This window comes from Metabacillus endolithicus (assembly GCF_023078335.1).
GTDB lineage: Bacteria > Bacillota > Bacilli > Bacillales > Bacillaceae > Metabacillus > Metabacillus endolithicus.
The window spans coordinates 144,280-167,070 of the sequence record NZ_CP095551.1 but is presented as its reverse complement, the minus strand read 5'-3'; the positions used below and the strand labels follow the sequence as shown (position 1 = coordinate 167,070).

At 32.8% G+C, this 22,791-nt stretch carries 25 protein-coding genes and 2 pseudogenes; 7 read left to right on the top strand and 20 right to left on the bottom strand.

What is annotated here, in order from left to right; all coding sequences use genetic code 11:
* The first annotated feature begins 58 nt into the window (after positions 1 to 58).
* The 3 genes and pseudogenes from istA to MVE64_RS26820 all read left to right on the top strand — a co-directional run bounded on the left by istA (position 59) and on the right by MVE64_RS26820 (position 3,877).
* The gene (gene istA, locus MVE64_RS26830; RefSeq protein ID WP_247347344.1) at positions 59 to 1,348 is read left to right on the top strand and encodes an IS21 family transposase; all 1,290 of its coding nucleotides are present in this window, start codon (positions 59 to 61) and stop codon (positions 1,346 to 1,348) included.
* Positions 1,341 to 2,096 (top strand): IS21-like element helper ATPase IstB, encoded by a 756-nt coding sequence (gene istB / locus MVE64_RS26825; RefSeq protein ID WP_212138677.1) that lies wholly within the window; start codon positions 1,341 to 1,343, stop codon positions 2,094 to 2,096. Before istA ends, istB begins: the two co-directional genes overlap by 8 nt.
* 482 nt (positions 2,097 to 2,578) lie before the next feature.
* A pseudogene (locus MVE64_RS26820) lies at positions 2,579 to 3,877 on the top strand (IS1182 family transposase).
* A 119-nt stretch (positions 3,878 to 3,996) separates the two neighbouring features.
* On the opposite strand, the gene MVE64_RS26815 reads toward MVE64_RS26820, so the two are convergent.
* From MVE64_RS26815 to MVE64_RS26740, 16 genes are all read right to left on the bottom strand, one after another.
* Complete coding sequence (locus MVE64_RS26815; RefSeq protein ID WP_247347343.1) at positions 3,997 to 4,587, bottom strand: helix-turn-helix domain-containing protein; 591 nt, start codon at positions 4,585 to 4,587, stop codon at positions 3,997 to 3,999.
* On the bottom strand, positions 4,533 to 5,015 hold the full coding sequence (locus MVE64_RS26810) for a hypothetical protein (protein ID WP_247347342.1): 483 nt from the start codon (positions 5,013 to 5,015) through the stop codon (positions 4,533 to 4,535). The genes MVE64_RS26815 and MVE64_RS26810 overlap by 55 nt, the downstream gene beginning before the upstream one ends.
* Before the next feature lie 7 nt (positions 5,016 to 5,022).
* A complete protein-coding gene (locus MVE64_RS26805) occupies positions 5,023 to 5,196 on the bottom strand; it encodes a hypothetical protein (protein ID WP_247347341.1) in 174 nt (57 codons plus the stop codon).
* Complete coding sequence (locus tag MVE64_RS26800) at positions 5,193 to 5,678, bottom strand: hypothetical protein (protein ID WP_247347340.1); 486 nt, start codon at positions 5,676 to 5,678, stop codon at positions 5,193 to 5,195. The genes MVE64_RS26805 and MVE64_RS26800 overlap by 4 nt, the downstream gene beginning before the upstream one ends.
* Before the next feature lie 15 nt (positions 5,679 to 5,693).
* On the bottom strand, positions 5,694 to 6,077 hold the full coding sequence (locus tag MVE64_RS26795; protein WP_247347339.1) for a PadR family transcriptional regulator: 384 nt from the start codon (positions 6,075 to 6,077) through the stop codon (positions 5,694 to 5,696).
* 415 nt (positions 6,078 to 6,492) lie between these two features.
* Positions 6,493 to 6,723 carry a hypothetical protein gene (locus MVE64_RS26790; RefSeq protein ID WP_247347338.1) on the bottom strand — a complete coding sequence of 77 codons (231 nt, stop codon included), beginning with the start codon at positions 6,721 to 6,723 and terminating at the stop codon, positions 6,493 to 6,495.
* 163 nt (positions 6,724 to 6,886) lie between these two features.
* The gene (locus MVE64_RS26785; protein WP_247347337.1) at positions 6,887 to 7,447 is read right to left on the bottom strand and encodes a hypothetical protein; all 561 of its coding nucleotides are present in this window, start codon (positions 7,445 to 7,447) and stop codon (positions 6,887 to 6,889) included.
* 402 nt (positions 7,448 to 7,849) lie between these two features.
* Positions 7,850 to 8,440: a CBO0543 family protein gene (locus tag MVE64_RS26780; protein WP_247347336.1), complete on the bottom strand. Its 591-nt coding sequence runs from the start codon at positions 8,438 to 8,440 to the stop codon at positions 7,850 to 7,852.
* A gap of 279 nt (positions 8,441 to 8,719) precedes the next feature.
* Positions 8,720 to 9,151 (bottom strand): hypothetical protein, encoded by a 432-nt coding sequence (locus MVE64_RS26775; RefSeq protein WP_247347335.1) that lies wholly within the window; start codon positions 9,149 to 9,151, stop codon positions 8,720 to 8,722.
* A gap of 144 nt (positions 9,152 to 9,295) precedes the next feature.
* Positions 9,296 to 9,508, bottom strand: a complete 213-nt coding sequence (locus MVE64_RS26770) for a hypothetical protein (protein WP_247347334.1) — start codon at positions 9,506 to 9,508, stop codon at positions 9,296 to 9,298.
* 135 nt (positions 9,509 to 9,643) lie between these two features.
* Positions 9,644 to 9,874: a hypothetical protein gene (locus MVE64_RS26765; protein WP_247347333.1), complete on the bottom strand. Its 231-nt coding sequence runs from the start codon at positions 9,872 to 9,874 to the stop codon at positions 9,644 to 9,646.
* Between the two features lie 12 nt (positions 9,875 to 9,886).
* Complete coding sequence (locus MVE64_RS26760; RefSeq protein WP_247347331.1) at positions 9,887 to 11,050, bottom strand: hypothetical protein; 1,164 nt, start codon at positions 11,048 to 11,050, stop codon at positions 9,887 to 9,889.
* Between the two features lie 134 nt (positions 11,051 to 11,184).
* Positions 11,185 to 11,334, bottom strand: a complete 150-nt coding sequence (locus tag MVE64_RS26755) for a hypothetical protein (RefSeq protein WP_247347329.1) — start codon at positions 11,332 to 11,334, stop codon at positions 11,185 to 11,187.
* 785 nt (positions 11,335 to 12,119) lie between these two features.
* Positions 12,120 to 12,467, bottom strand: coding sequence for a hypothetical protein (locus MVE64_RS26750; protein ID WP_247347327.1), 348 nt, complete (start codon positions 12,465 to 12,467; stop codon positions 12,120 to 12,122).
* Between the two features lie 329 nt (positions 12,468 to 12,796).
* Complete coding sequence (locus MVE64_RS26745; protein WP_247347326.1) at positions 12,797 to 13,144, bottom strand: VOC family protein; 348 nt, start codon at positions 13,142 to 13,144, stop codon at positions 12,797 to 12,799.
* 344 nt (positions 13,145 to 13,488) lie between these two features.
* Complete coding sequence (locus MVE64_RS26740) at positions 13,489 to 14,391, bottom strand: RNA polymerase sigma factor (RefSeq protein ID WP_247347324.1); 903 nt, start codon at positions 14,389 to 14,391, stop codon at positions 13,489 to 13,491.
* 1,543 nt (positions 14,392 to 15,934) lie between these two features.
* On the opposite strand from MVE64_RS26740, the gene MVE64_RS26735 reads away from it, so the two are divergent.
* The 4 genes from MVE64_RS26735 to MVE64_RS26725 all read left to right on the top strand — a co-directional run bounded on the left by MVE64_RS26735 (position 15,935) and on the right by MVE64_RS26725 (position 19,200).
* On the top strand, positions 15,935 to 17,188 hold the full coding sequence (locus tag MVE64_RS26735; protein WP_247347322.1) for a sensor domain-containing protein: 1,254 nt from the start codon (positions 15,935 to 15,937) through the stop codon (positions 17,186 to 17,188).
* 794 nt (positions 17,189 to 17,982) lie between these two features.
* Positions 17,983 to 18,573, top strand: coding sequence for an HD-GYP domain-containing protein (locus MVE64_RS26730; RefSeq protein WP_247347317.1), 591 nt, complete (start codon positions 17,983 to 17,985; stop codon positions 18,571 to 18,573).
* A 54-nt stretch (positions 18,574 to 18,627) separates the two neighbouring features.
* Positions 18,628 to 18,906: an HD-GYP domain-containing protein gene (locus tag MVE64_RS28260; RefSeq protein ID WP_425594032.1), complete on the top strand. Its 279-nt coding sequence runs from the start codon at positions 18,628 to 18,630 to the stop codon at positions 18,904 to 18,906.
* On the top strand, positions 18,907 to 19,200 hold the full coding sequence (locus MVE64_RS26725) for a hypothetical protein (protein WP_247347316.1): 294 nt from the start codon (positions 18,907 to 18,909) through the stop codon (positions 19,198 to 19,200). It abuts the gene before it with no gap.
* Positions 19,201 to 19,473: 273 nt separating this feature from the next.
* On the opposite strand, the gene MVE64_RS26720 is transcribed toward MVE64_RS26725, so the two are convergent.
* The 4 genes and pseudogenes from MVE64_RS26720 to MVE64_RS26700 form a co-directional block, all read right to left on the bottom strand.
* The gene (locus MVE64_RS26720) at positions 19,474 to 19,710 is read right to left on the bottom strand and encodes a hypothetical protein (RefSeq protein WP_247347315.1); all 237 of its coding nucleotides are present in this window, start codon (positions 19,708 to 19,710) and stop codon (positions 19,474 to 19,476) included.
* A 968-nt stretch (positions 19,711 to 20,678) separates the two neighbouring features.
* Positions 20,679 to 22,178 (bottom strand): annotated as a pseudogene (locus tag MVE64_RS26710) (nitrate/nitrite transporter).
* The gene (locus tag MVE64_RS26705; protein ID WP_247347314.1) at positions 22,171 to 22,461 is read right to left on the bottom strand and encodes a hypothetical protein; all 291 of its coding nucleotides are present in this window, start codon (positions 22,459 to 22,461) and stop codon (positions 22,171 to 22,173) included. Before MVE64_RS26705 ends, MVE64_RS26710 begins: the two are co-directional and overlap by 8 nt.
* Positions 22,448 to 22,759 (bottom strand): hypothetical protein, encoded by a 312-nt coding sequence (locus tag MVE64_RS26700; RefSeq protein WP_247347313.1) that lies wholly within the window; start codon positions 22,757 to 22,759, stop codon positions 22,448 to 22,450. The genes MVE64_RS26705 and MVE64_RS26700 overlap by 14 nt, the downstream gene beginning before the upstream one ends.
* Positions 22,760 to 22,791 lie beyond the last annotated feature (32 nt).

Here is a 22,791-nt window from a genome sequence, read left to right as displayed (position 1 = left end):
TTACATAAGAATGTACAGTTTTGTGATGTACATGCATACTTAGTTTGAGGTGGAGAGAATGCATGTACAGCTAGATTTAACGACAGAGATAGAAGTAAAAAGTCTAAAAGATTTACCAAAGTTAAAATTTCTTATGGAGAGCTTAAACATGAAAATAAATAAAAGTAAGATAGGGCGAGAATTGGGAGTAGATCGGAGGACTGTGGATCGATATTTAAATGGAAAGGGGCCAAGTAAAACCCGTAATAGAAAATCTAGAATAGATGAGTTATATGAAGTTATATCAGACTTACTCTCAAAGGATTCAATACAAACTTTTTACTACAAGAGAGTTCTTTGGGAGTACTTAAAGGATAACCATAGTTTGAACTGTTCCCAGTCATCTTTCCGACGATACATATCAAACAAACCTGAATTCCAAGCATATTTTACCGATGGTAAAAGAACTCAAGCTACACAATCTGTTGTTCGTTATGAAACCCCTCCGGGGGAACAGGCTCAATTCGACTGGAAAGAGAACATAAAATACATAACGTGTGATGGGGAGATTATCCACGTTAATGTAGGAGTGTTGGTGTTAGGAAATTCAAGGTTTAAGTCTTATGGTTTAACCATGTCCAAATCACAAAGTATATTAATGTCCTTTTTGATGGAGTGCTTTGAAGCAATTGGTGGAGTACCAAAGATCATTTTAACGGACAATATGAAAACAGTAATGGATGAACATAGAACAGAGTATTCAAAAGGAGTGGTTAATGAACGATTTGAACAGTTTGCCAGCGATAGTGGATTTGAAATCAAACCTTGTATTGCAGGAAGGCCAAGGACAAAAGGGAAAGTAGAGAGTATTATGAAGCTCTTAGATGAGATTCATGCTTATCAGGGGAAATTCACTTACGAAGGACTTCACCAATTTGTACAAAAGCTTTGTGAACGCCATAATCAAAGTTTTAATCAAGGAAATAGAAAGATTCCAATACTTGCTTTAAAACAAGAAAAGAGTCACTTACTCCCCCTACCAAGGAAAGAAATAAGAGACTCTTATAAGATCAAACACAAGCTTGTAAAGGTTAACCCTGCGAGCATGATTACGTACAAATCAAACCAGTATTCAGTACCAGCTGAATACAAAGGGAAAACCGTTGGTTTACAAGTCTATGACGATCACATACATGTATATTATAACACGGATTTGATCGCTCAACATCGAATCAGTAATAAGGTACTGAATTATAAGGAAGAACATTATACAGACGTATTGTCACGGGGAATGCCAGACTATCCTGATATTGATGAGCTAGCTAAAAAGAATCTACTGGCAATGGATGAGGTGTATAAAATTGAATAGTAGTTATCAACAATTAGTAAGTAATTTGGAATATTTAAACTTAAAACAGATGATTACTCATCTTAACGATACCATTGATTTTAGTACCAAGAATGAATTATCTCTCGTTGACACATTGATGAAATTAACGAACTATGAAATAGATGTTCGTGAGAAAACAATGATAAATTCAATGGTTAAGGTGGGGGCATTTCCCCACCGTAAAGAGATAAATGAGTTTAACTTTGATTTTCAACCAACGATAAATAAACAACAAATTCTTGATTTTCTTTCTCTGCGTTTTATCGAAGATAAACAGAATATTATCTTTATGGGGACTAGTGGTGTTGGCAAAACTCACTTAGCGACTTCGATTGGAATCGCTGCAGCCAAAAAACGAACAAGTACCTATTTTATTAAATGTAATGAACTTATCTTAAACTTGAAAAAGGCAAAGCTAGAAAATCGCTTAGAGTCTCGATTAAAGCACTATGGGAAATATAAATTACTAATTATTGATGAAATTGGTTACCTTCCAATTGACAAAGAAGATGCCAAATTATTCTTTCAGCTAATTGATTTGAGATATGAAAAGAAAAGTACAATCTTAACTACAAACATTAGCTTTAAAGAGTGGGATGCGGTGTTCCAGGATTCTAAATTAGCAAATGCAATATTAGATCGTGTATTACATCATGCCACAGTCGTCAACATTGTTGGTCCTTCTTATAGAATTAAAGATCACTTAGCAAAAGAAGATGATGATTAATTTTATACATTCTTAAATGATCAAAATTGTACATCGTTAGCTTGACATTTACAGTCATTTCTTCGCTTGTTATACGAGATCCAAGTCCCAACCAGCCTCACACATGTTTCTACAAGTAGAGGGTGAACAGTTTTGTGGACGGGATCAAGTCCCACTGGCCTGAACGTTCTACCCCGGCTACCTAAAGAATAGTACCTAAAAAAAATAGGTCAACCAGAAAAAACTGGTTAACCCCATAATACGATCTGGCCTGTTTGCGGAACAAAAAATCAACTTTTATTTAGGAAGGATTTTTTGAACAATATGTGAGTGTGAATTTCTGGAAATTAATTACAACACTCTTATAATAAAGCCCACTTCAAATCAAGAAAGAAGACTTGGATTAATCCAAGTCTCAGACTGTAGACAAACTCATGAAAAATGAGTTTGCCTACAGTTTTTTTGATTTAAACTTGTATTAGGAAAATCTTGAGGTGATAAATATGCTTTCGAAACATAATTCCATTCAACGAGATAAAATTGAAATGATCGCTTTAGATCAACTTGTACCAGCGGACCATTTGGTTCGCAAAATAGAGGCTGCGATTGATTTCTCTTTCATTTATGACTTAGTGGAAGATATGTATTCTGAAGTAGGCCGCCCGAGTATTGATCCAGTCATTCTGATTAAACTAACCTTCATTCAATATACCTTCGGTATTCGCTCAATGCGAAAAACAATTGAAGAGGTTCAGACAAACATGGCCTATCGATGGTTCTTAGGCTATGGTTTCCATGATAAAGTACCGCACGCACTTCTCTACCTTTGGGAAAAATTACGAACGTAGATTTAAAGATACAGATATGTTTGAACAAATATTCTATCGCATCTTAAAGGGTGCTGCTGAGAAAAACCTTATCAGTGCAGAACACATATTCATTGATTCTACTCATGTAAAGGCTAGTGCTAATAAGCATAAATTTCAAAAGAAGGTCTTACGGAAAGAAACAAGAGCTTACCAAGAGCGTCTTCAAGAAGAGATTAATCAAGATCGTGAAGATCATGGGAAGAAGCCTTTTCCATCAGATAAATTTGACAAGGCAGAATCAAAAGAAATCAAAGAAAGTACAACTGATCCAGAAAATGGTTACTATGTTAAAGATGAACGCACAAAACAGTTCGCCTATTCGTTTCACGCAGCAGCAGATCGCAAAGGTTTTGTATTAGGTGTGGATGTTTCACCAGGTAATATTCATGACAGTCAAATGTTAGAGCCATTGGTTGAAGATGTAAGCGAGATAATAGGAAAACCAAAAGCTGTTGCAACAGATGCTGCTTATAAGACTCCAGCGATAACAAAGTATTTAATAGAAAACAATATTATTCCAGCAGTACCTTACACAAGACCACGTACAAAAGATGGTTTCTTCCGAAAACATGAATATGTTTATGATGAACACTTCGATTGTTACTTATGTCCAACTGGGGAAATCTTGAAATATTCTACAACACTAAATGTACAGAGAGTAAAGATCACCAGAAAGTGGTGACGCGCCATATCTGGCAAGAATACTTAGAAGAGGCGGACCATCTCCGTCATCATCAAGATGTAAAACCGATATACGCTAAACGGAAAGAAACAATTGAACGAGTATTTGCAGATGCCAAAGAAAAGCATGGGATGCGTTGGACAACTTTGAGGGGACTCAAAAAATTGACAATGCAGGCGATGCTTACTTTTGCTGCCATGAACTTAAAGAAAATGGCCAACTGGACTTGGAAAGGTCCAGTAATAGTATAATTTAGAGACTCGAAGAGTCTCATTTTCATAAAAGTTGAACTAATTTATTATAAAAACGCAAAAGTGGTTTGGAATGTTTTACATTCCAAACCACTTTTGTCTACAGTCTGAGACTTGGATTAATCCAAGTCTTCTATTCCCAACCAGTTTTTTATTTTCTCTATATTTTCATTTGTAGGCTTTTTTATTTGTCCTCTCTCAAATCTAGAGAGGGTACTATGAGAGACGCCTATTTGACTAGCTGCTGCTGAAATAGAAAGATTCCTCTTTTTTCTCTCCTTTGTGAAGAGACTTGCTAGAGCATTTGTATCATCATTAGTACTATTCTCGTATTCACTTACTATTTTCATTTCTTTTTCTATTAAGCTTTGTAACATACTGATTGTATTAATTGTCTGCTTTTCTTCAATGTTCTCTTTTTTGTACTGACTTAATAAATCCTTAGTAGGAATAATACGCACCTGAGAATTAAGCCAACCTTCCAACCAGAATTTTTTCGATGAAATTCCATCAAAATCTCCAACATACTCCCAATTGTCAATAATCTTATCTTCTAATAAAGTGTCCAATACATTCTCAACAGTTTCTTTTGTTCGTTGGGGATATCTTTCATTAATCTCTAACCCCATTACTTTAAGAATTCCCTTGTCCCCACTTAAATTATAAGGGCGAAAGTAATCTGCTTTTTTTGCCTTATTCTCCATTGCCATGCAAGATAACGTGCTAGTCGTTTATGGTATTTTTGTCTTATTGGATTATACTGTAATGCTTTTAAGGCTAGGAATCCACTCTCTTTTCTTGCGCCGAAAAGGAAATGACTCATTATTTCTCCAGGTCTAATACTACATTCATATATTCCAACAGGTTCGTCTCCTCTATAAGCCACTGTAATACTATCAACTAGGAATAGAGGATTAAATTGAACTTGCTCAAGCCTATCTATATTCTTTGTCTCTTCATCTACTAGTCTTAATTCATCTTTTTCTATACGTATCCATATTGAAGATAAGGCTGCTAATCTCTTCATTACATCATCGCGATCTTTTTTTCTGTAACCAGTCTGGTATTCACCTTGTCCACCACTACGACCTTGTATATTTCTTAGATTTAAAGCATCATCACAATGAAAGTGAATCATCTCATCTTTATATTGAGGCTTTCTTCATCCACATAATTGAAATAATATCAAAAATATCTGCGGTTAAATCATCCATAACCGAAATAGCATGATCTGTTAGGTTTTGCCATTGTTCAATCTCAGATGATGTTAGTCTTAATCCTTTATTTGCCTCATTTCGAACTTGGGCTACCGCTTTCATTTTTTTCTTTCGTCTGAGATCTGAGCGGTAGGATATACCTGGATATCTTTAAATTCATTTTTACTAATTGTTTCTCGTAATTTGTGAAAAATAAGTGCACTTCCTGATTCAGCAAATTCTGTATTTACTAAACTAGTGACAAGTTCTTGGTTTTCACTCTTAATATCTCTTGTATTCTTTCTAGTTCGATTATAGGACCATTCATTTTCTATAAAAGGCTCTACAAAAGATACTATCCTATCTCTATAATTATAAATCCAAGATTTTAAATTACTAATGGGTAGGTTGGACTCGTTTGTAATTTCTTCTAATATTAGCAGGTAAGCTCTAAATGAGGCTGTATCAACGATTCCATCTTCATAAGGATTATCAGATAGTATTTTCCACTTGTTTTCCCAAGCCTCTACTATAGATACATGTGATTTGAATATTTCTTTTGCCACATCAATCATATTTTTTTGAACCATCAGTATCTCATTCATATTATCCAATCCTTTTTAATTAAAAACTGTTTTTAAGATACGTTCGATAATTTCCTTTTGCTCTTGGAACAAAATAAGATATTTCTTTTTAAGAATATCAAACTCTTCTTTCCCTTGTTCAGTTAATGTATAGTAATATACACGCTGTCGCCTCTTTTCTAGAGATTTATAGGAGTCTCTACGGCTTAATAAACCATCATTTGTCATATCATGTAGGGTGTCAAGAAGAGTAGAAGGAGCTGGTACCCATTGGCCACCAATCTTCTTAAATTCTTCTTTAAAATGTTCTGATATCATACCGCTTGGTTTTGTCTGGAGAAGGTGAAGGATATAAAATTTAGTGAATTGAGCAGCGCTCATATTAAGTGCAAATTTTTTAGGACTATTCTTATGAGACAATTGTACACCCTCCATTTTATTATTTATACATATATTATCATATATACTACTTACTAGTAACTCCGAATTGGAATAAAAAGACGGTGTTTAAGGGATTTTAGCAAAAGTAAATAAGATTGTTAAACAAAAAAAGAACAAGCAAGCATAATCTCCCTTTTACTTTGCCAAGGTTATGCTTGCTTGTTCTTTAATGAGAGTTACTCCACAATGGCGCTTCGATTATAGTAGTCAATTCCCGATTGCGAAACAAAAAAGCCAACAAATTAATGTTGACTTAACTCTGCTTATTAAAATAAAGCTCTTCTTTAGCTTAAGTACATTCACAAAATTAACTACATCTTTACAGTGGAAATATAAACGTAAAGGAAGTATACAACTGGAATGAGAGTAACAATTATTCCAATTACTCTAGTTTTTACTTTGAGTTGTAAAATAAACCGATTACCCAAATAAACAACCAAATGAGGATTGTGAAGTCATTGGTAGAACCCTTTCCAATCCCACTAAATATATATCCAATAACACTAGATATCGTAACAAATAGTCCAGTAATTACATTTACAACAATTAACTTGGTTTGTTCAATATTCTCCTCCTCAAAACAAGGTTTATTCTTTCCTATTAAACTGCCTTTAGTTGAATCCACACCTTCTCACAATGTGTTGTTGCATTAAAATTCCCTATTGCTTGGCATTGACACAAATACTGATATATGAGGATTTATAGCCATTTATAGAGAGTAATAAATAATTATGCGACATAAATTTTTGTACAAGTAAAAAAGCATCCAAAATAGATGCTTAAAATATTTAACCTTTTTTACTTACCTTTAAAACAAATTTAGTCATCCAATACGCAATAAACGAAATAACTATATCTAATAGGAAGATATGTATTAAATTCATACCTTTCCGTAAATCTAAAAAATCTAAATATATTTCTAAAGATGCGAAACCAAATGCGAAAATCGCACTTAGTAAAATGGCATTTAAATAAAAGTTTTTATTGTTATTTATTGAATATTGATACACAAGCAAAAAACCGACTGGAAGTAAAGAGGTGGTAATACTTAGAGCGTATGGAAATAAAGGTGTTACAAAATATTTGTGAGCTAAAAAATTATACCTTGAAAGTGCCATATCGACAAAGCTCCATAAAAAATTTACCGAATACCCAAAGAAAAACACTTCAAGAATCCTCTTTTTATCAACTGTAAAAAATAAGAGTATTAAAGGAGCAATTAACAAAAGGAGTGTCACCCAGAATTCCCAATTACCAAAGTCGGAATATCTACTCCAGTAAGAACCTATTAATTTTAAAAATTCTTCATCAATCTCTCGAATACTCTTCCAATAATCTTCCTTATTCAAGTTTCCCCTTCCCCTCCCTGTTTATTAACTTAATGCTAATAACTATTTTTACCAAAGACAGGAATAGGATACATGAAAAGAGCACTCAATCTATGAGCGCCTTTTTTGTTGCCGATATTCTTCAATCATTTTCTTCCTCAATGAATTCATCCATTTTGACTTGTATCCATGTAGAAAATTTAATCCCTTACTTAGCTGCAAGCAGATAAAACTCATCGAGGGTTTCCGGATCTACTGTGATGTTCACTCTTTTAGTTACCATCCAACATCACCTCAATTGGTAATTATTGTATGACAACTCCGAATAAATATCATTACACACTAATACACATTACTGCACATCAAATCCTGGATACGCAATACTGTTTCTTCTTTCTTTAGAATATAAGGCACACATAAAACTTATTTATTTTTATATATCCTTGGATGGTGTTTTAAGTAGATAAATATCTTTGTTATTACAATTGCCATTATTAAGATGACTAGATAATTGAGAAAGAGATAAAAGTAATTCATACCATTTCCTAGTTTGATTAAATCCCAAGCAGCCATTACAGGTTTTAATAAAAATGAGAAAAAAGCACTCGTTAATATACCATAAAGGAATACATTCTTATTGTTATTGATACACCATTGATATACCAACATGAAGGTGACAGGAACAAGTGAAGCATCTAAGGCAAAGTTAACTGGCATAACTGGTATCGCCTGGAACGGATAATATACGTGCCCCGTCCTCATTGCGATCGCATCTGAATAAGTAAACCAAGTGTGTATATTAAAACCATAGAAACCAAGTTGAAAAACATTTGTTCTATCGATCTTAAAATAAAGAATCACAAGTGGAACAACTAACATCAAAACAATAACCCAGAAAGGACCTGTACCAAAGTGAGAGTATTCCTCCCAATAATCTAACCACATGGAAACAACCTTCTCTTGTAAATCCAATATTTCATTTAGTCGCTTTCCTTGTTCCGTAGTCACCAACATTACCCACCACCAAGCTCTTTTACGCTAGTATTAGTTAAAACCAATAACAATATTTAAAAAAGTCACCTAATGGGAAGCTCTTTATTTCATTTTCAATTGAATCAAGTTTCAAATACAGACTATTGCGTATAAATTCCCGATTGCGCAATAAAAAAGCCAACATAATATTGTTGACTTAAATCTTAATTACCCATAGTGCAAACTTACTCTACAGGGAAATACACATCCTTAAATTCTTTTACCTTCCCTTTATTTTCATATTTTGTTTCTTCAATAAACCTAGATTTTTTTATCATAATTGTAGGATATAATCTCCCTATTTTCTCCATCAAAGAAAATAACGATTTCGTATCCATCATCTTTTTCTTCAAACCAAACTTCAACAATATTTTTCAAATCTTTCTTAAAGTTTATAAGTGAAAATTCCTTTTCTCCATCTTCAACAATCAACCTATAATATACTTCATCAACATCGTGAATAGAGGTTTTCCCTTCGTTTTCTAACGCTGGACCAACATACATTGTTATTATCTCTTTAGAACCATTCCCATCTAAATCCTGTTCAACTTGAGTCATTGAAGTATATTTATCTAAGTCTTCAACGATCCCCTCTTTTATATAATTAATTTGTTTAACCTTACTTTCCTTTTCACATCCAATCAAGGAAATCAAAAAGAACAATAGAATCAACAATTTCTGCATTTTCTGCATTTCTCCTCCCCCCTTTGTCCAATCCTATGCAGATAACTTATCCATTAGACTAAATCATCTATTCGTTCATAGTCACTATCCTTTCTAGTCCCAAAATAAATGAACATTAATTCCCTGATGGGTTATTAAGACATAAAAAATAGCCTACACTTGTTTGTACGCCATTGTTTCATCATATTCTGTTTGAGAAATGTATGTCTTTGTTAATGCATCATCCACTTGAGATTGATTAAATGTATTTGCTGCATATTCCTTTACCGGTTCATGGTACTCAGTTGGTGTATCAGCAATTTTACGATTCCCATATAAATATACATCTCTTGCATAAGATGACGTTCTAAAGCTTAATACTGCCATGTAATATCCCTCCTAGATCAATTTCAATTTTTAGTTTCCCGATGTTGTAGAGAAGTAGTAATCCATAAATGCTGTTAGATCAGCGTTTAATTGGGCTTGTTGTTGAATCAAAATTTCTTTCTCAACTTCAAGCTGTTAAATCTTTTCTTCTGGAGATAAGGGGCGTGGAATAAAATCATAGAAAAATTCCCTTGTGTTAGGATTGATAAATTCAATCACTTCATGACCATCTTTTAGTGGTGGAGTAGGTATTTTTACAATTTCAAATCCTTCGACTCCCTCTGGTTTTTCAACTAAATCCAGATTGAAATAATTTTCCACTCTAGCTTTTTCGTTTGTTATTTTCTTGTACGTAACATACCACAAAATGAATCCCTCCTATTTTTTATACATACGAACTACCGACATTTCCTGTGCAGAATCCGACGACGCGCCAAAACCTTGTATTAATTCTATATACTTTTCGTTTTCGTTAGCGATTGCGCTCTGAAATGAAAAAGCAGTGATTGACATTTTTTTGATTGTTAAGTCTGGATTGTACATAGCTCCTCCTGCGGGATAAGTTGAAGTATCTCTTTTGAAAGCTAGAAAATAAGTATCCGTAATTTTATAGATTCCCAACGTATCGCCCATTATGATATCGTTTGTCCAAGTTGATGTGAAACGAGCCACATACACCCCACAACAAACAAAAAAGTAACTTCCTATTTTGAATAAATGAGAGGGAGCGTTATTTGTCGCGTTTGATACAACATAATCGGTAATTTTATTACCTGTAGATGGATTAGCAAGCACGAACTTTCCACCATTATTATTTCCGAAATAAAGAACGTTATCTATTACATCAAATACTCTATCTCCTCCGCCATTAGTAGAAGAGAAATTAGTCATATATAGGCGATTCCCTTTATTGTCCCATTTCGATATCGTTCCGTATGATACTCCATAAACATAACCATCAGAACATAGTTTTAATGATTCAACTCGATTAGTGTTTCCGAAGGTCTTAAATGTAGAATTACCTGTTAAGACGTTAATAGCAAATACATCATAGGCACTATTATATTGCATAGTACAATATAACCAATCGCCATTAATAGCCGCACATGGATTGTATGATCTTGTATAAGGCAAGTAACCGGTAGGTAATGTGATTGTTGTTATTTCAATACCAGAATCTCTGTCTATTACTTTTAATTGTCCATTAGCATACTCTGCGTTTTGATAAACAACATACTTATCGCTAATAGCTAGGATATTGTTTATTGATGAATTATTATAACTTTTCTTACTATAAGGGAATGTGGATACTAATAACTCGTTTAATGGATCGACTTTCAAGCCTGGTGGTATAGACTTCACCCCACTTTCCAACTCCGCAAAAGTACTAACTCCATCACCATCTCCGTCAAGAACTGTTCCACCTTTGCCAATAATAGCGTTCTTGACTGTTGTTTTCCCATTATTGACAGATGACTTTAAACTATCTAACTCAGTTTGAACATTGCTTCCACTTGTTGTCGATACATTGGAAGCAGTCATTTCTGCAACACTTATAACTCCATCTGTAACATTAATGCCGGTACCAACCTTAACATGACCGTATGCAGTCTTTGACGCATTTTCAGCCTAATGCGACATTAAAAGCCAACATCTAAAGATGTTGGCTAAATAACCTATAGATCTAAGGATGTATGACTTGCTGTAATAACATAATAACCTCCACTAACATCATATAATCCTCTATCTGTTATTTCATATACTCGTGATGTTTGCTTTGGCTCAAAGTTCTTGAAAAGATTATTACGCGGATTATATATAGCCATATACTTATAACCTTATTACTATTAATTACCAAACTTAGCAACAATAAAAATATAAAATTCTAAAGTATGTAAAATAATGGAATTAACTAAGACTTTCAATATTCTAATGATTCTTTTACCCTGGCTTTCATTACCTTTACTCGGGTTAAAATATTTCAAAAGATATTTTCCTTTCGCGATTAGTATGTGTATATTCTAATGGTGGAAGGGAGATATGCTGAAAAGAAAAAATGGTGGTGGTGGTTCCCTTCAAACATAAAACGTAATTTTATTGGGGAACTTCCCTTGATAATAGGACCGTTTTTTATCGGTTCTCTTTGGATATTAAAATACACGTACGGAAAATTTAAGTTATACTTTTTTATAAACCTTCTTGTTGACTCCTTTTTTACGTATTTTGTGATGGATTGGCTTAAAAAAATCGGTTATGTCACATTAGTACGGCTCTCAAAGCTCCAATTATCGATAGTATTTTTAATCAAGACATTTGTTTTATATGGATCTCAACTTCTGTATGAAAAGCAGGTTAAATCAAATGACAATCAATAAATTACACTCTCAGGTTTATTAATCGAACGATTGGTAATATACTTTTTATGTCGCAATTTACGTCAATAACACAACAAAAACACCTTCTACGTAATAAACAAAGGTGCTTTTGTTTGTTGAAGATGGATATTGAATTAATACACCTTTTGAAGTACAAATTTACAATTTTTCTCGAGCTTCATATATGAAGATTTATTTTTCATTTTCAAGCTTTTCAATCCAAACTTAATAGTCATTTACAGGAATATCAACAATAATTCAGGTTTATTACTTAATCCCGCAGTGAAAGTATCTGTTCCTGAAGTATATGATTCATTTTCATTATTCGGTGTACCGATATTAACGAAATCCTTTACATTCACTACAAACCACTCGGTTCTATTTTCTACTTCACCTTCAAAACCGTAAAAATCTTGTTTTTGATTATCGTTTGTTGAATTAAGTATTTTATTAATCTTAAAAGCATTTTCTTTTGAGTCTTGTTTTTGCAACGCTTCTTCTGGTGTTTCATCAATAATGATTCCACTGTTTTTACAAGAAATCAGAAATAAACTAAATATCATTATTATAGATTTTTCAAACAATACCCCTCATGTATTTATTTTAATATGTACCTTTAAAGCTAAACTGATTTAACTTTAATTACATATTTTCAAAAACTCACTAACATTTAAATATTTTGATCCAATAAAGCAGACAGGTATTGTTCGTCTTCTGGCACTTAACTGAAATAAGCGCCTTTCCTTGTTCCAGAAAGGCGTCCTATGTGGAAATTTAATGATAAGCAACTTTCAGTTAAAAACATCATAACGTCTATTCATTGAATAGAGATAAAACATGTTCCTCACTCTTGTGTTATTGCAAAAAATGATAGGACTATTGGTTAATGGCGATTACCAAGTAATTATAAACATTATTTACATACCATTATTACATTGCCATCTGGGTCCTTAAAATTAAACCAATGTCCATTTTCAATTTTAGTGGTTATTTTCACATTTTTTTCTTTTAGATATTCGTAAGATAGATGGATATCATCAGTTTGCAGTTGAAATGCTGGAGTCTTATATACATCGTCTGGTGCGAAAATTTTACTATCAAGTACAATATTTGGCCCATCTAATGGAAGAACATAGATATGACCAAAGTAAATCTCCCCTTCTGTTGACAAGTCTAAAATATCACAATACCAATCACGAGCATTTTCAATATTACTAATTGGTATAAAAACACCACTAATTTTATTTAATACTGAGTTCATCGCTTACCTCCAAAGTATTTAGTATTTTATCTATTATATTTATGTGTCACATTCCAACTTTTAAAAGATAAAAAAATTTTGAATTTCAATATAACCTAACAGTTCATACAAAAATTTTGAATTAGTATTTTTATCTCTTTAAAGTTTTCGAATATCTAATTTAGCTAAATAGGGGAGATAATGTGCTTTTCTTTACACACTGAACAAATACTTTATATAACACGTAGAAAGCACATAGTGCGTCCTTTTCTTGAAGATCGAGTATATTAAATGGATTCAATTTCCTCATCTTTTCTATCCCTAATTCCAATCAACAACAGGTTTATCAATTTGAACTGGGTAACCTAACTCTTCAGAGGCAGCAAACATGAATTCCTTCCTAAAATAATAACTACGATGAAGAACAATTTTCCCATTTTCAATTTCTTGATACTGAATATCGTGAACTTCTGGACCTTGTTCTCCATCATAAAATACAACAATGACATTTCTCCCCCAAAGTTGGTACCTTTCAGTACGAAACCAGGTAAACCAAACTGCATCGATCCAGAGCGCATTTCATCCTTAGTAAACTCCTGGAAACCTAATGAAGCTTCGTTATGAGCATTGTCACTAAAAATAGACAGTACTCCTTCAAGATCACCATTATTCAATGCATTTAAGTATTTTTTAATAGTTGTATCCTCACTTTTTATTGAATTTAATGTAGAATCAGGCTTTGAATTTGATTTAGGTGGTTGGTTTTTCAATTTTGTTCGCATGCGTTGCAAAGTTGCATAAACAGCACCTGGAGTTGTCTGAACAATACCAGCCACTTCTTTAGCTGTAAAGGAAAATACCTCCATAAGTAGAAAAACAGCACATTGTCTAGGAGTAAAAAGGCTAATAAGATGATTAAGAGCTTCTTCAACATCTAAAGTATCAGGATTTTCTTCTGCTGGAACTTCTTCTTCCTCTAGACTACCAATTATTCTTTTTTCTTTACGACAGTGATCAATCCATGTATTAGTCGCTATTCTGTATAAATATGGTTTTGGGTTTGTTGGATGCCATCGTTGATATATGTTACCAAGCGCCTTTACCATCGTCTCTTGATACAAATCTTCCCCATCCCAATGTGAACCAGTTAGATAAAGACAATACCTCCACAAACCTTCTGTAAATTCATCAACTAACTGGTTAAACTCTTTTTTAAGCTCTCGAGATTTATCATAAATTGAAAGCTGTTGATCACGTGAAATAGTCATAATAGCCTCCTTATTTTTTATTCATTATTTAAGACGATTTAAAAGATCAAATCAAATTTATACGCATGTTCAACAATTTTTCTAAATATATTAAAAAATAATTAAAAAAAGTGATTTAAACTCTATATAATATTTCCTTCTCCTGTTCAAGAATATGGCCTTTTACATAAAAAAAGCAAATGCTATTAGACATTCACGCTTTGATGAAGACTAATCCTGCACTATTTCCTTGGAATGTTCACTGACAAATTAACAAATATAGAACCAAAACAACCTTTACTAAAAAGTTCAGAACAATGGTATGTAAAAAAGGCAATGTGGAGTGTTGCTAGAAAACTTGGAGAAGATATTAATAAGAAATAAAAAGCGTAGTAGGCTGAAACCCTTTACCTCACCTACCCTCTTCACTCTCTCAAAAGTGGGAGGTCTCTCCTTTTCTTTATATAAGTGACTCTTGTATCAGGTAATCTTAAAATCATTATAGATACTATTTCGCGTAGAACCACAGTTCATAAATAAAACAGTGATTTTTGTTTTCTTTCGTCTTAATATTAGTAATATTGTCAAATTGCTTTAATTATTGTATATAATCTTGCATAATTATAATTGTGTTTCTCTATAAGTTTATTTTAATGCTTTTGTAATCAGTGTAAGTATTAACATTTACTAAATGTATGACTTAATTTTTGTTTTTAATTAGGGAAATAGAAAAGGAAAAAAGAATTTTATTAAACTTAAAACCTTGTTCCTTATAAAAAAAGCTTCCTGGAATGTTCCGAACGATAAGTTAAACTAATGTTTAAATCCTTAGATTTGGAGTGATTGAGAATGATAGGAAAAGTAAAAAGTAAAGAAATTTTAGAGTTAGTAAAACTAGCCTTGGAATCTGGAATAACTAAAGAGGAATTTATCAAATTCCTAGAAGAACAGAAAGTAAAGAAATAAACCAAGTAATATTTTATTTAGCATTGTTTATATCAACAATTTTCTGTTTTTTTATCAAAATCATACTAAATTCTCCTATTAAAACCGCGATGCTGTAGTTATCCCCAAATATAAAAGACAGTTTCAAGAACACTAAGTAGCTTTTACTATTATCATGGAGGATTTCAAATGACTACAAATATAAAAAACATACTAATATAAGTTTATTATCGAGCTTCATTTTTAGCTAGTTACGCCAAAGACGAGTACCTAATAATCCAATACAGCAAATGACTTTGTTTTGTTAGCTGTTGTTCTTTTTAAACTATCCCTTAGATTTTAAGTACACTTATTTGTGAAAATTTTCGTTTGATAAGTGACATATAAATTCATTGAAAAACCAATAAGAACGAAACGCTACGCCTACATCAGGATAAACATTTTTAGTTTTTGCCTTCTCAGGCCTTCTTCGTACTTCTTCAAATCAGACAAAGTTTATTCTAATAATTAAATTGTATCCTCATTATATTTTTATAGTTCTTTAATCCCGTTACCATCTGTTTTTATACAATAGAATATTGTAAAATAGATATATACACAGCTAGAAAAAGGAGAACATATGGAATACATTAAATACCTATCGACCCTTACAACATATGAACCACAGCTTCGATTATTGATAGATTTAATTCCTGAGTTTATAGTTTTAAAAGATGGTTACAGCAGATGGCTTGTAACAAATAAACTAGTTCTTAACTCCTATGGTATGGAGGATGACTTTCCCTATATTGGAAAAACTGACTTGGAGCTAGCGGAGATTTTCCCTGCTCATCGACATAACTTTATTTTTAATATGGAGACAGATAAAGCGGCATGGGAAAATGGTGAAGCAATTCAAATTGAGAAATCTTTTCAAACTCCCGATGGTATTACAAGAACTTGGGAAGTTATTAAAACACCGGTATTTGATAAAAATAGTAATAAAAGCCATTTAATTATTGTTAGTAGAGAGATAACGGAAAGAAAAAAGGCGGAAGAATCATTAAAAGTAAGTGAATCTAACTACCGTTTTATAGCTGAAAATATGAAGGATATACTTATAACAGTAAATCATAAAGGAATTATTAAGTATCTATCTCCTTCCTTTGAGAAAATAACTGGTTATTCTTATAAAGATTATATAAATCGAGAAATAGCTAAACTAATTGAGTACATTCATCCAAATCAGTACAGACCTATAAAAAAGGCTTTCAAAGAATTGGTACTTGGCAAAGAAAATCATAATATCTTTGAATATCAATTTCTTAAAAGAGATGGTCAATATATCTGGCTTGAGGCAAATGTAAACACCATTTATAACGAGAATGGGGATTTTGAAAAACTAGTTTTAGTTGCTAGAGATATTATTCAGCGTAAACATTTTCAATCCCAATTAGAAACGTTGGCCTACTATGATTATTTAACAAATATACCAAATCGTCGTTATTTTATGGAAAAACTTTCATCCGAAATCTCTCGAGCAAACGATACAAATCAATTATTAGCCTTAATGTATCTAGATATCGATTATTTTAAAAATATAAATGATAAATTGGGTCATCACATTGGGGATATGCTTCTCGTGATGCTCACAAGGAGAATTCAAAATATTCTTCGTGATACAGATATACTTGCTAGAATAGGGGGAGATGAATTTGCTATCATTCTCTCTAACTTATCAAGTTCTACAGAAGCTCAAATAATTGGGGAACGAATCGCAAAAAAACTGCAGGAACCTTGGTATATTGAAGGTCATACTTTCCAAACAACCTCTTCAATTGGCATAGCATGTTACTTTAAGGATGGAACTAGTACCTCAAACATTGGTTTGTAATGCTGATAAAGCACTGTATAAAGCGAAAGAAAATGGAAGAGCACAGGTGAAGTTTTATAGTTAAAGATTATGAGTTTTTTATGGAACCTTAAAGTCCTGATTAAAGAAATTGTATGATTATTTTAATCAGGATTTTTTTCTCTATTCTAAATAGATGTAATTATACTCAAATACCAAGTAAGAAGATTTAGGCAAGAAAAATATAACTCTGTATTTTATTCATTCAATTAAGAAACAGCATATTATTTTATTCAAAGAGTCGATTTTGACTCCCTCTACCTTTTTTAAAGAGAACCTTTTGGAAACCAAAAAACACTTCCTATAAATGCATTTGTTCAGGGTAATAGTGACCTCAGTTGCTTCAATAGCTCTAAATAATCACAGAAAGATAAGTTTTGTATTTATATCTTAAGTGTGCTACTCGCTATCAACCTTTTGTTGGAGAATTATAAACAGATACTCCATCTAGTTTTGCCTATTCAGTGGCTTAAGAAACCTGGATCCGAAACCACTAAAGCATTGTTAATTGTATGCTATACCTTTTTCGCTGTGAATTACATGGTATACAATTTTCAAAATAGTTTTGGTGATATTTCACTCTCGCCCTTCCCCTCTTGTTTGCATCAATACCCTTTCTTATTAGATAAAGGAATTAAATATTAAGTATAAATTAAGGAGATAATAAATTTTATCAGATCTTTAGTTGACCATAAATTTCATTTTTGTCATATATTGTCGAAGTGATAAGAAGGTTGTATAATTGATCAGAAATGAACGAAAGGACTACTAGGGCATTGAATTCTAAAAACAACAACATTATCCATATCCCTTACGGGGGATATAAAAATGAGACTAGCATTAATGGTGTTACGATTCGTCAGCTAACTGAAAAAAAGGGATTAGACATCCTTCATCATAGACTTGGAGATGGTAACCGTTGGGCAGTTGGTCCTATCGCTGGATGGGATGGTCTTGAATTTGTTTACATCCTTAAAGGATCTCTTTCGTGGAAAGAAAAAGACACATTAAAGATAGCTTCAATAGGAGATCATCTTATCATGGATCCTATTTTAGAAGACACCTTATTTAAAGCTATAGGAGAAACAGAATTTTTATACATCTCTTCTGATAGCATGTATGACAGTGTCGATGAACAGGTAAAGGAATATATGGACCTTGCAGTAACGGTAGAGGAAAAAGATGGATATACTGCAGACCATTGTAGTCGAATTAAGGACCTCTCTATGAAAGTTGGCGAAGTAATGGGACTTTCATCGGAAGCAATGTTGGAATTAAACTTCGGTTCATTCTTACACGACATAGGGAAAACAAAAGTTCCAGATCGCATATTGAATAAGCCTGGCAAACAAAGTCGAGGAGTATGAAGAGATGAAACTCCATACTATTTATGGAAATTTACACTTTTAAAGAAAACTGGGATTCCTATATTAGAAAAAGCGAGCACGATTGTAGAACAACACCATGAAAGATATAACGGCACAGGATATCCCAAAGGCCTAAAAGGTGATGATATCTCATTTTTAGCCAATATTGTTGCAGTCATAGATTCATTTGATGCTATGACTAGTGTACGTGTTTATAGTCAAGGACGCCCCTTAGAATCAGCTCTAGAAGAAATTAAGAAAGAGAGAGGACGTTTGTTTCATCCTGAGGTGGTCGATGCCTTTTTGTTCATTCAAAAGAAAGGGGAACTTTAAATGAAATTTAAATTATTGACTTTATTATTTGGTTTAACTTTAGTCTGTCTTACCATACCACAAGAAAGTCAAGCAGCTTATTTATCTCAGAACGATACCACAATTTCTATAAACCTAGCAGAGGATCTAATTCAGCCAAATGGATTTCTTGGAACAACTAGCTTTGAAACACAAGAAGAGATTCATTCCACAATTACAAATGTTAGTGGGTTAGAAGTTGATCATTCTTATATTTGGATTGAATTAAATGGAGTTAATATTTTAGCTGTTGATCCAATTAAAGTGGTATATTAATTAAAAAATAATACAATAATACACCTTTGATCAAATTAATTCAAAGATGTTCCCGTTTATTTAAAATGGGGACATCTAAACAAATACCTATACTTTGCATAAAATAAAATTTCCTCATAAATTTTCTAATTAAAATTGCCCGTTAATAACTTCTATTCTCCATATTCTTCACTATTGTCACAAGGAATTCCTATAAAAAAGCCTGTTCTATTTCCATAGATACAGGCCTTTCTAATGATAAATATATTAATTCTTTAACTTTAAACTTTAAACCTATTGATTATTTTGAAATTTCTCAGCTAAATTAGATAATGAGTTAGCAGAAGCTGTTATCTCTTCCATTGAAGCAAGCTGTTCTTCTGCTGAAGCAGCTACATTTTGTGAGTGCATGGAAGTCTCTTTAGAAACTTTTGTAATGCCTGTTACTGTTGCAGAAACCTCTTGTGTACTAGCAGAAATTTCTTGAGCTGTTGCTGCCATATCATTTATTTGTTCCGATAACTGTTCCATATACCTATATATTTCTTTGAAGTTACCTTCAGCCAGTTTTACGAAATTTTACCCCTCTTCTACATCAATTTACCTCTAGATTGTACTCCAGTAGTAACTTCTTCAAGGCTGTCGCACTCTATTGAACATTGTTAGTTGCATGTTCTGCGCCATTTGCAACTTGTTGGACGCACTCTGTAATGGATTCTGTAGCTTTGCTAGTTTGCTCCGTAATTGCAGTTAATTCTTCAGCTGATGAAGCTACTAGTTCAGTGAAGGAGCTAGAAACTATAAAGCAAGGGTAAATTCAATGCTTAGTCAAAAGTTTAAGTTATTCACACTTAGGATTTGTCCAGCTATTAACAATAAAACCAAAAGGACAATTTAGAAATAGCTAAATATTTAATGAAAACTGTTTATATTTTGATTGATTCATTCGTCTCATTCAATATCATCGTTATTATTTTATTTTCTTTAATCTGATCCTCAAATACCACGACCATGCCTGTAATTAAAGAATTCAATCTTCTACCCAAAATTAATTCATCTAATGGGCATTCCAGATGCTTACTTTTAAGTAAACAAACTCGTAGGCTAGGGTTGTATTTGTTTATCTTCAAGAGATTTATAATTTATCTTGTTACTCCTAATAATTTGCAATTACAAGTTCACCTTGCGCGTAAAATGTTCTTTCTCAATCTGCGCGTATTTTACTTTATTCCTTACTTTTTACTTCTACATATAAACTCACTCTAACTCCCTACATATTAACTGTAATATATATTTTGTTTTTTGAAGATATATATTACTTAACAATAAATAATACACTTTAGTAAACTAATATAGTTTTATCAGAAAAAATGAGACGATGGAAAGTCACCTAAAATCGCGATGATTATGGATGATTGATAAACTTAAAAGAACAAACCACTTTTCCAAGGAATTAGTTCTTTTTCAGATTATATTATTACATTTTGAAATTACTTGAATTAAACTTCTTTCCTATATTCTGTTATATCGCTAAACATTCCAGCATATTGAACAATTTCTCCTGCTTCATTTTTAACTGCACTAATGGTTAACCACTCTAGATAATTCTTTCCGTCTTTACGTCGATTCCATATTTCACCTTGCCATGAAATTTTCTCTCAATTTCCGACCACATTTCCTGGTAAAACCTATTATCTTGCATACCTGATTTAAGAAGATTTGGATTTTTACCAAGTACCTCTTCCCCTTCGTAACCCGTCAACTTTGTAAAAGCTGGATTAACTGAAATAATTTTCCCCTTATGATCAGTAATCATAATTCCTTCTGTTGTGTGGCTAATAACCTGATTGGCAAGCCCTAGTTTATCTTTATAATACATCCAAATAACGAGAACAAGGCTTGCTAATGCTACTTCAGATAATGCCATAAATCCTATTGCATAATGTCCAGTTAGATTAAATAACGTAGACAAAATAAGTGGCGGGAAAAATCCTCCTAATCCACCCATGGCTGAAACAATTCCATTAACAACTCCTGCCTGTTTTGAGAAAAGGGTTGGTACAAGCTTAAAGATAACCCCATTTCCTATTCCTGCACATATGGCAATGGTTAAACACCCCGCTGTATACCAAGTCATTGAAGGAGCAAAAGATAGTAAAATGGCCGATATCGTAAATCCAGCAAAAACAAACATCAATAGTTTAAGTGGATGAAATCGATCGGCTAACCAACCACCTACAGGCCTCATTAATGTTGCAGTCACGATAAAACCTGCTGTCCTAAGCCTGCATCTACCTTTTCCAATCCAAAGTTCATTACTAGAAAATTAGGAAGATAGATCGTGAATGCTACAAAAGAACCGAATGTAATAAAGTAAAATAAACATAATTGCCACATTGTAACATTTTTATATACACCTTTTATTTGCTTAAGAAGTGGTGCCTTCACTTTTTTCTCTTGTTTATCACCCAGGAAGAAGTTTATGACGATAAAGATTGCCAGAATAATAAGGTAAAATTGTACAGTTAAGGACCAACCAAATTTTGATGCTAATACTGGTGCCGCAAACGTACTAATCGCTGTTCCAAAATTTCCTGCTCCATAGATTCCATTTACGAATCCGTGTTTTTCCTTTGGATAATATTTGGGTAGTGAGGTAACTCCTACTGAAAAAACAGCCCTCCAATTCCCAAGAATAAACCACCTATTAGTAGATCAGTAAGAGAATTAGCAATGCTTATATAGTAAACAGGGGGAATTAATAAAACAAAGCTAATCAAGAATACTTTTCTAGCACCAATTAAATTTGCATAATACCCTAGGGGAATACGCAATATTGACCCTAAAATAACCGGTATTGCTGTTACTAAAGCTAACTTCTCAGGGGCAATCGCGATGTCTTCCTTAATAAAAGGTAAAAGCGAAGATAAAATCACCCAAACCATAAAGCCAAGAACTAAATTTAGTGTTTGTAATGGTAGTTGGACTTTCTTAATCATGACTATCTTCTCCTTTTTTCTCCATTAAATAGGTGAGGAATGTCTCTTGATCAAACGCACTCCAAGTGTTTTCTTTTCTTGATACAACACTATCTTTTGGAAAAGCAATAAAATGTAGAGAATCAAAATAGAGCCGAATGTGTGTACCATCAGGACATAACTCAACACGTTGAACCACTTTTTCCATCCAAGCTGGTTTGTCTTCTTCTTCCTTTCCCTGGATTGTCAGCAAGACAGGTATTGATATAAAATCATTTAATTCAAGCGATTCAATGAGTTCCACAGGATTGACACCCTTTCTTATCAGAAAAAATAGAGAGTTGATATCCTTGAAGGTAGGTCCAAAATAGATTATCTGCATTTTCATCGAGATAGTCGATGAGCTCTTCTTCAGATTCCCAATCACTCAACCCTTTTACTTCAGCAACTATAACTTCTAAACCATCAACCTTTTTTTCATCTAAATACCAGTTCAACCGTTTTCCAACAAAGATCTTAGAAAATAGGTTGTGAATCTCTTGTGAGAATTCCCCCTGTTTTTCTCTAATGAAGCAAAAATCTAAATAGGTTTCATTTCTCATCAGTGATACTCCTTCTTTGCCTCTTATCGATT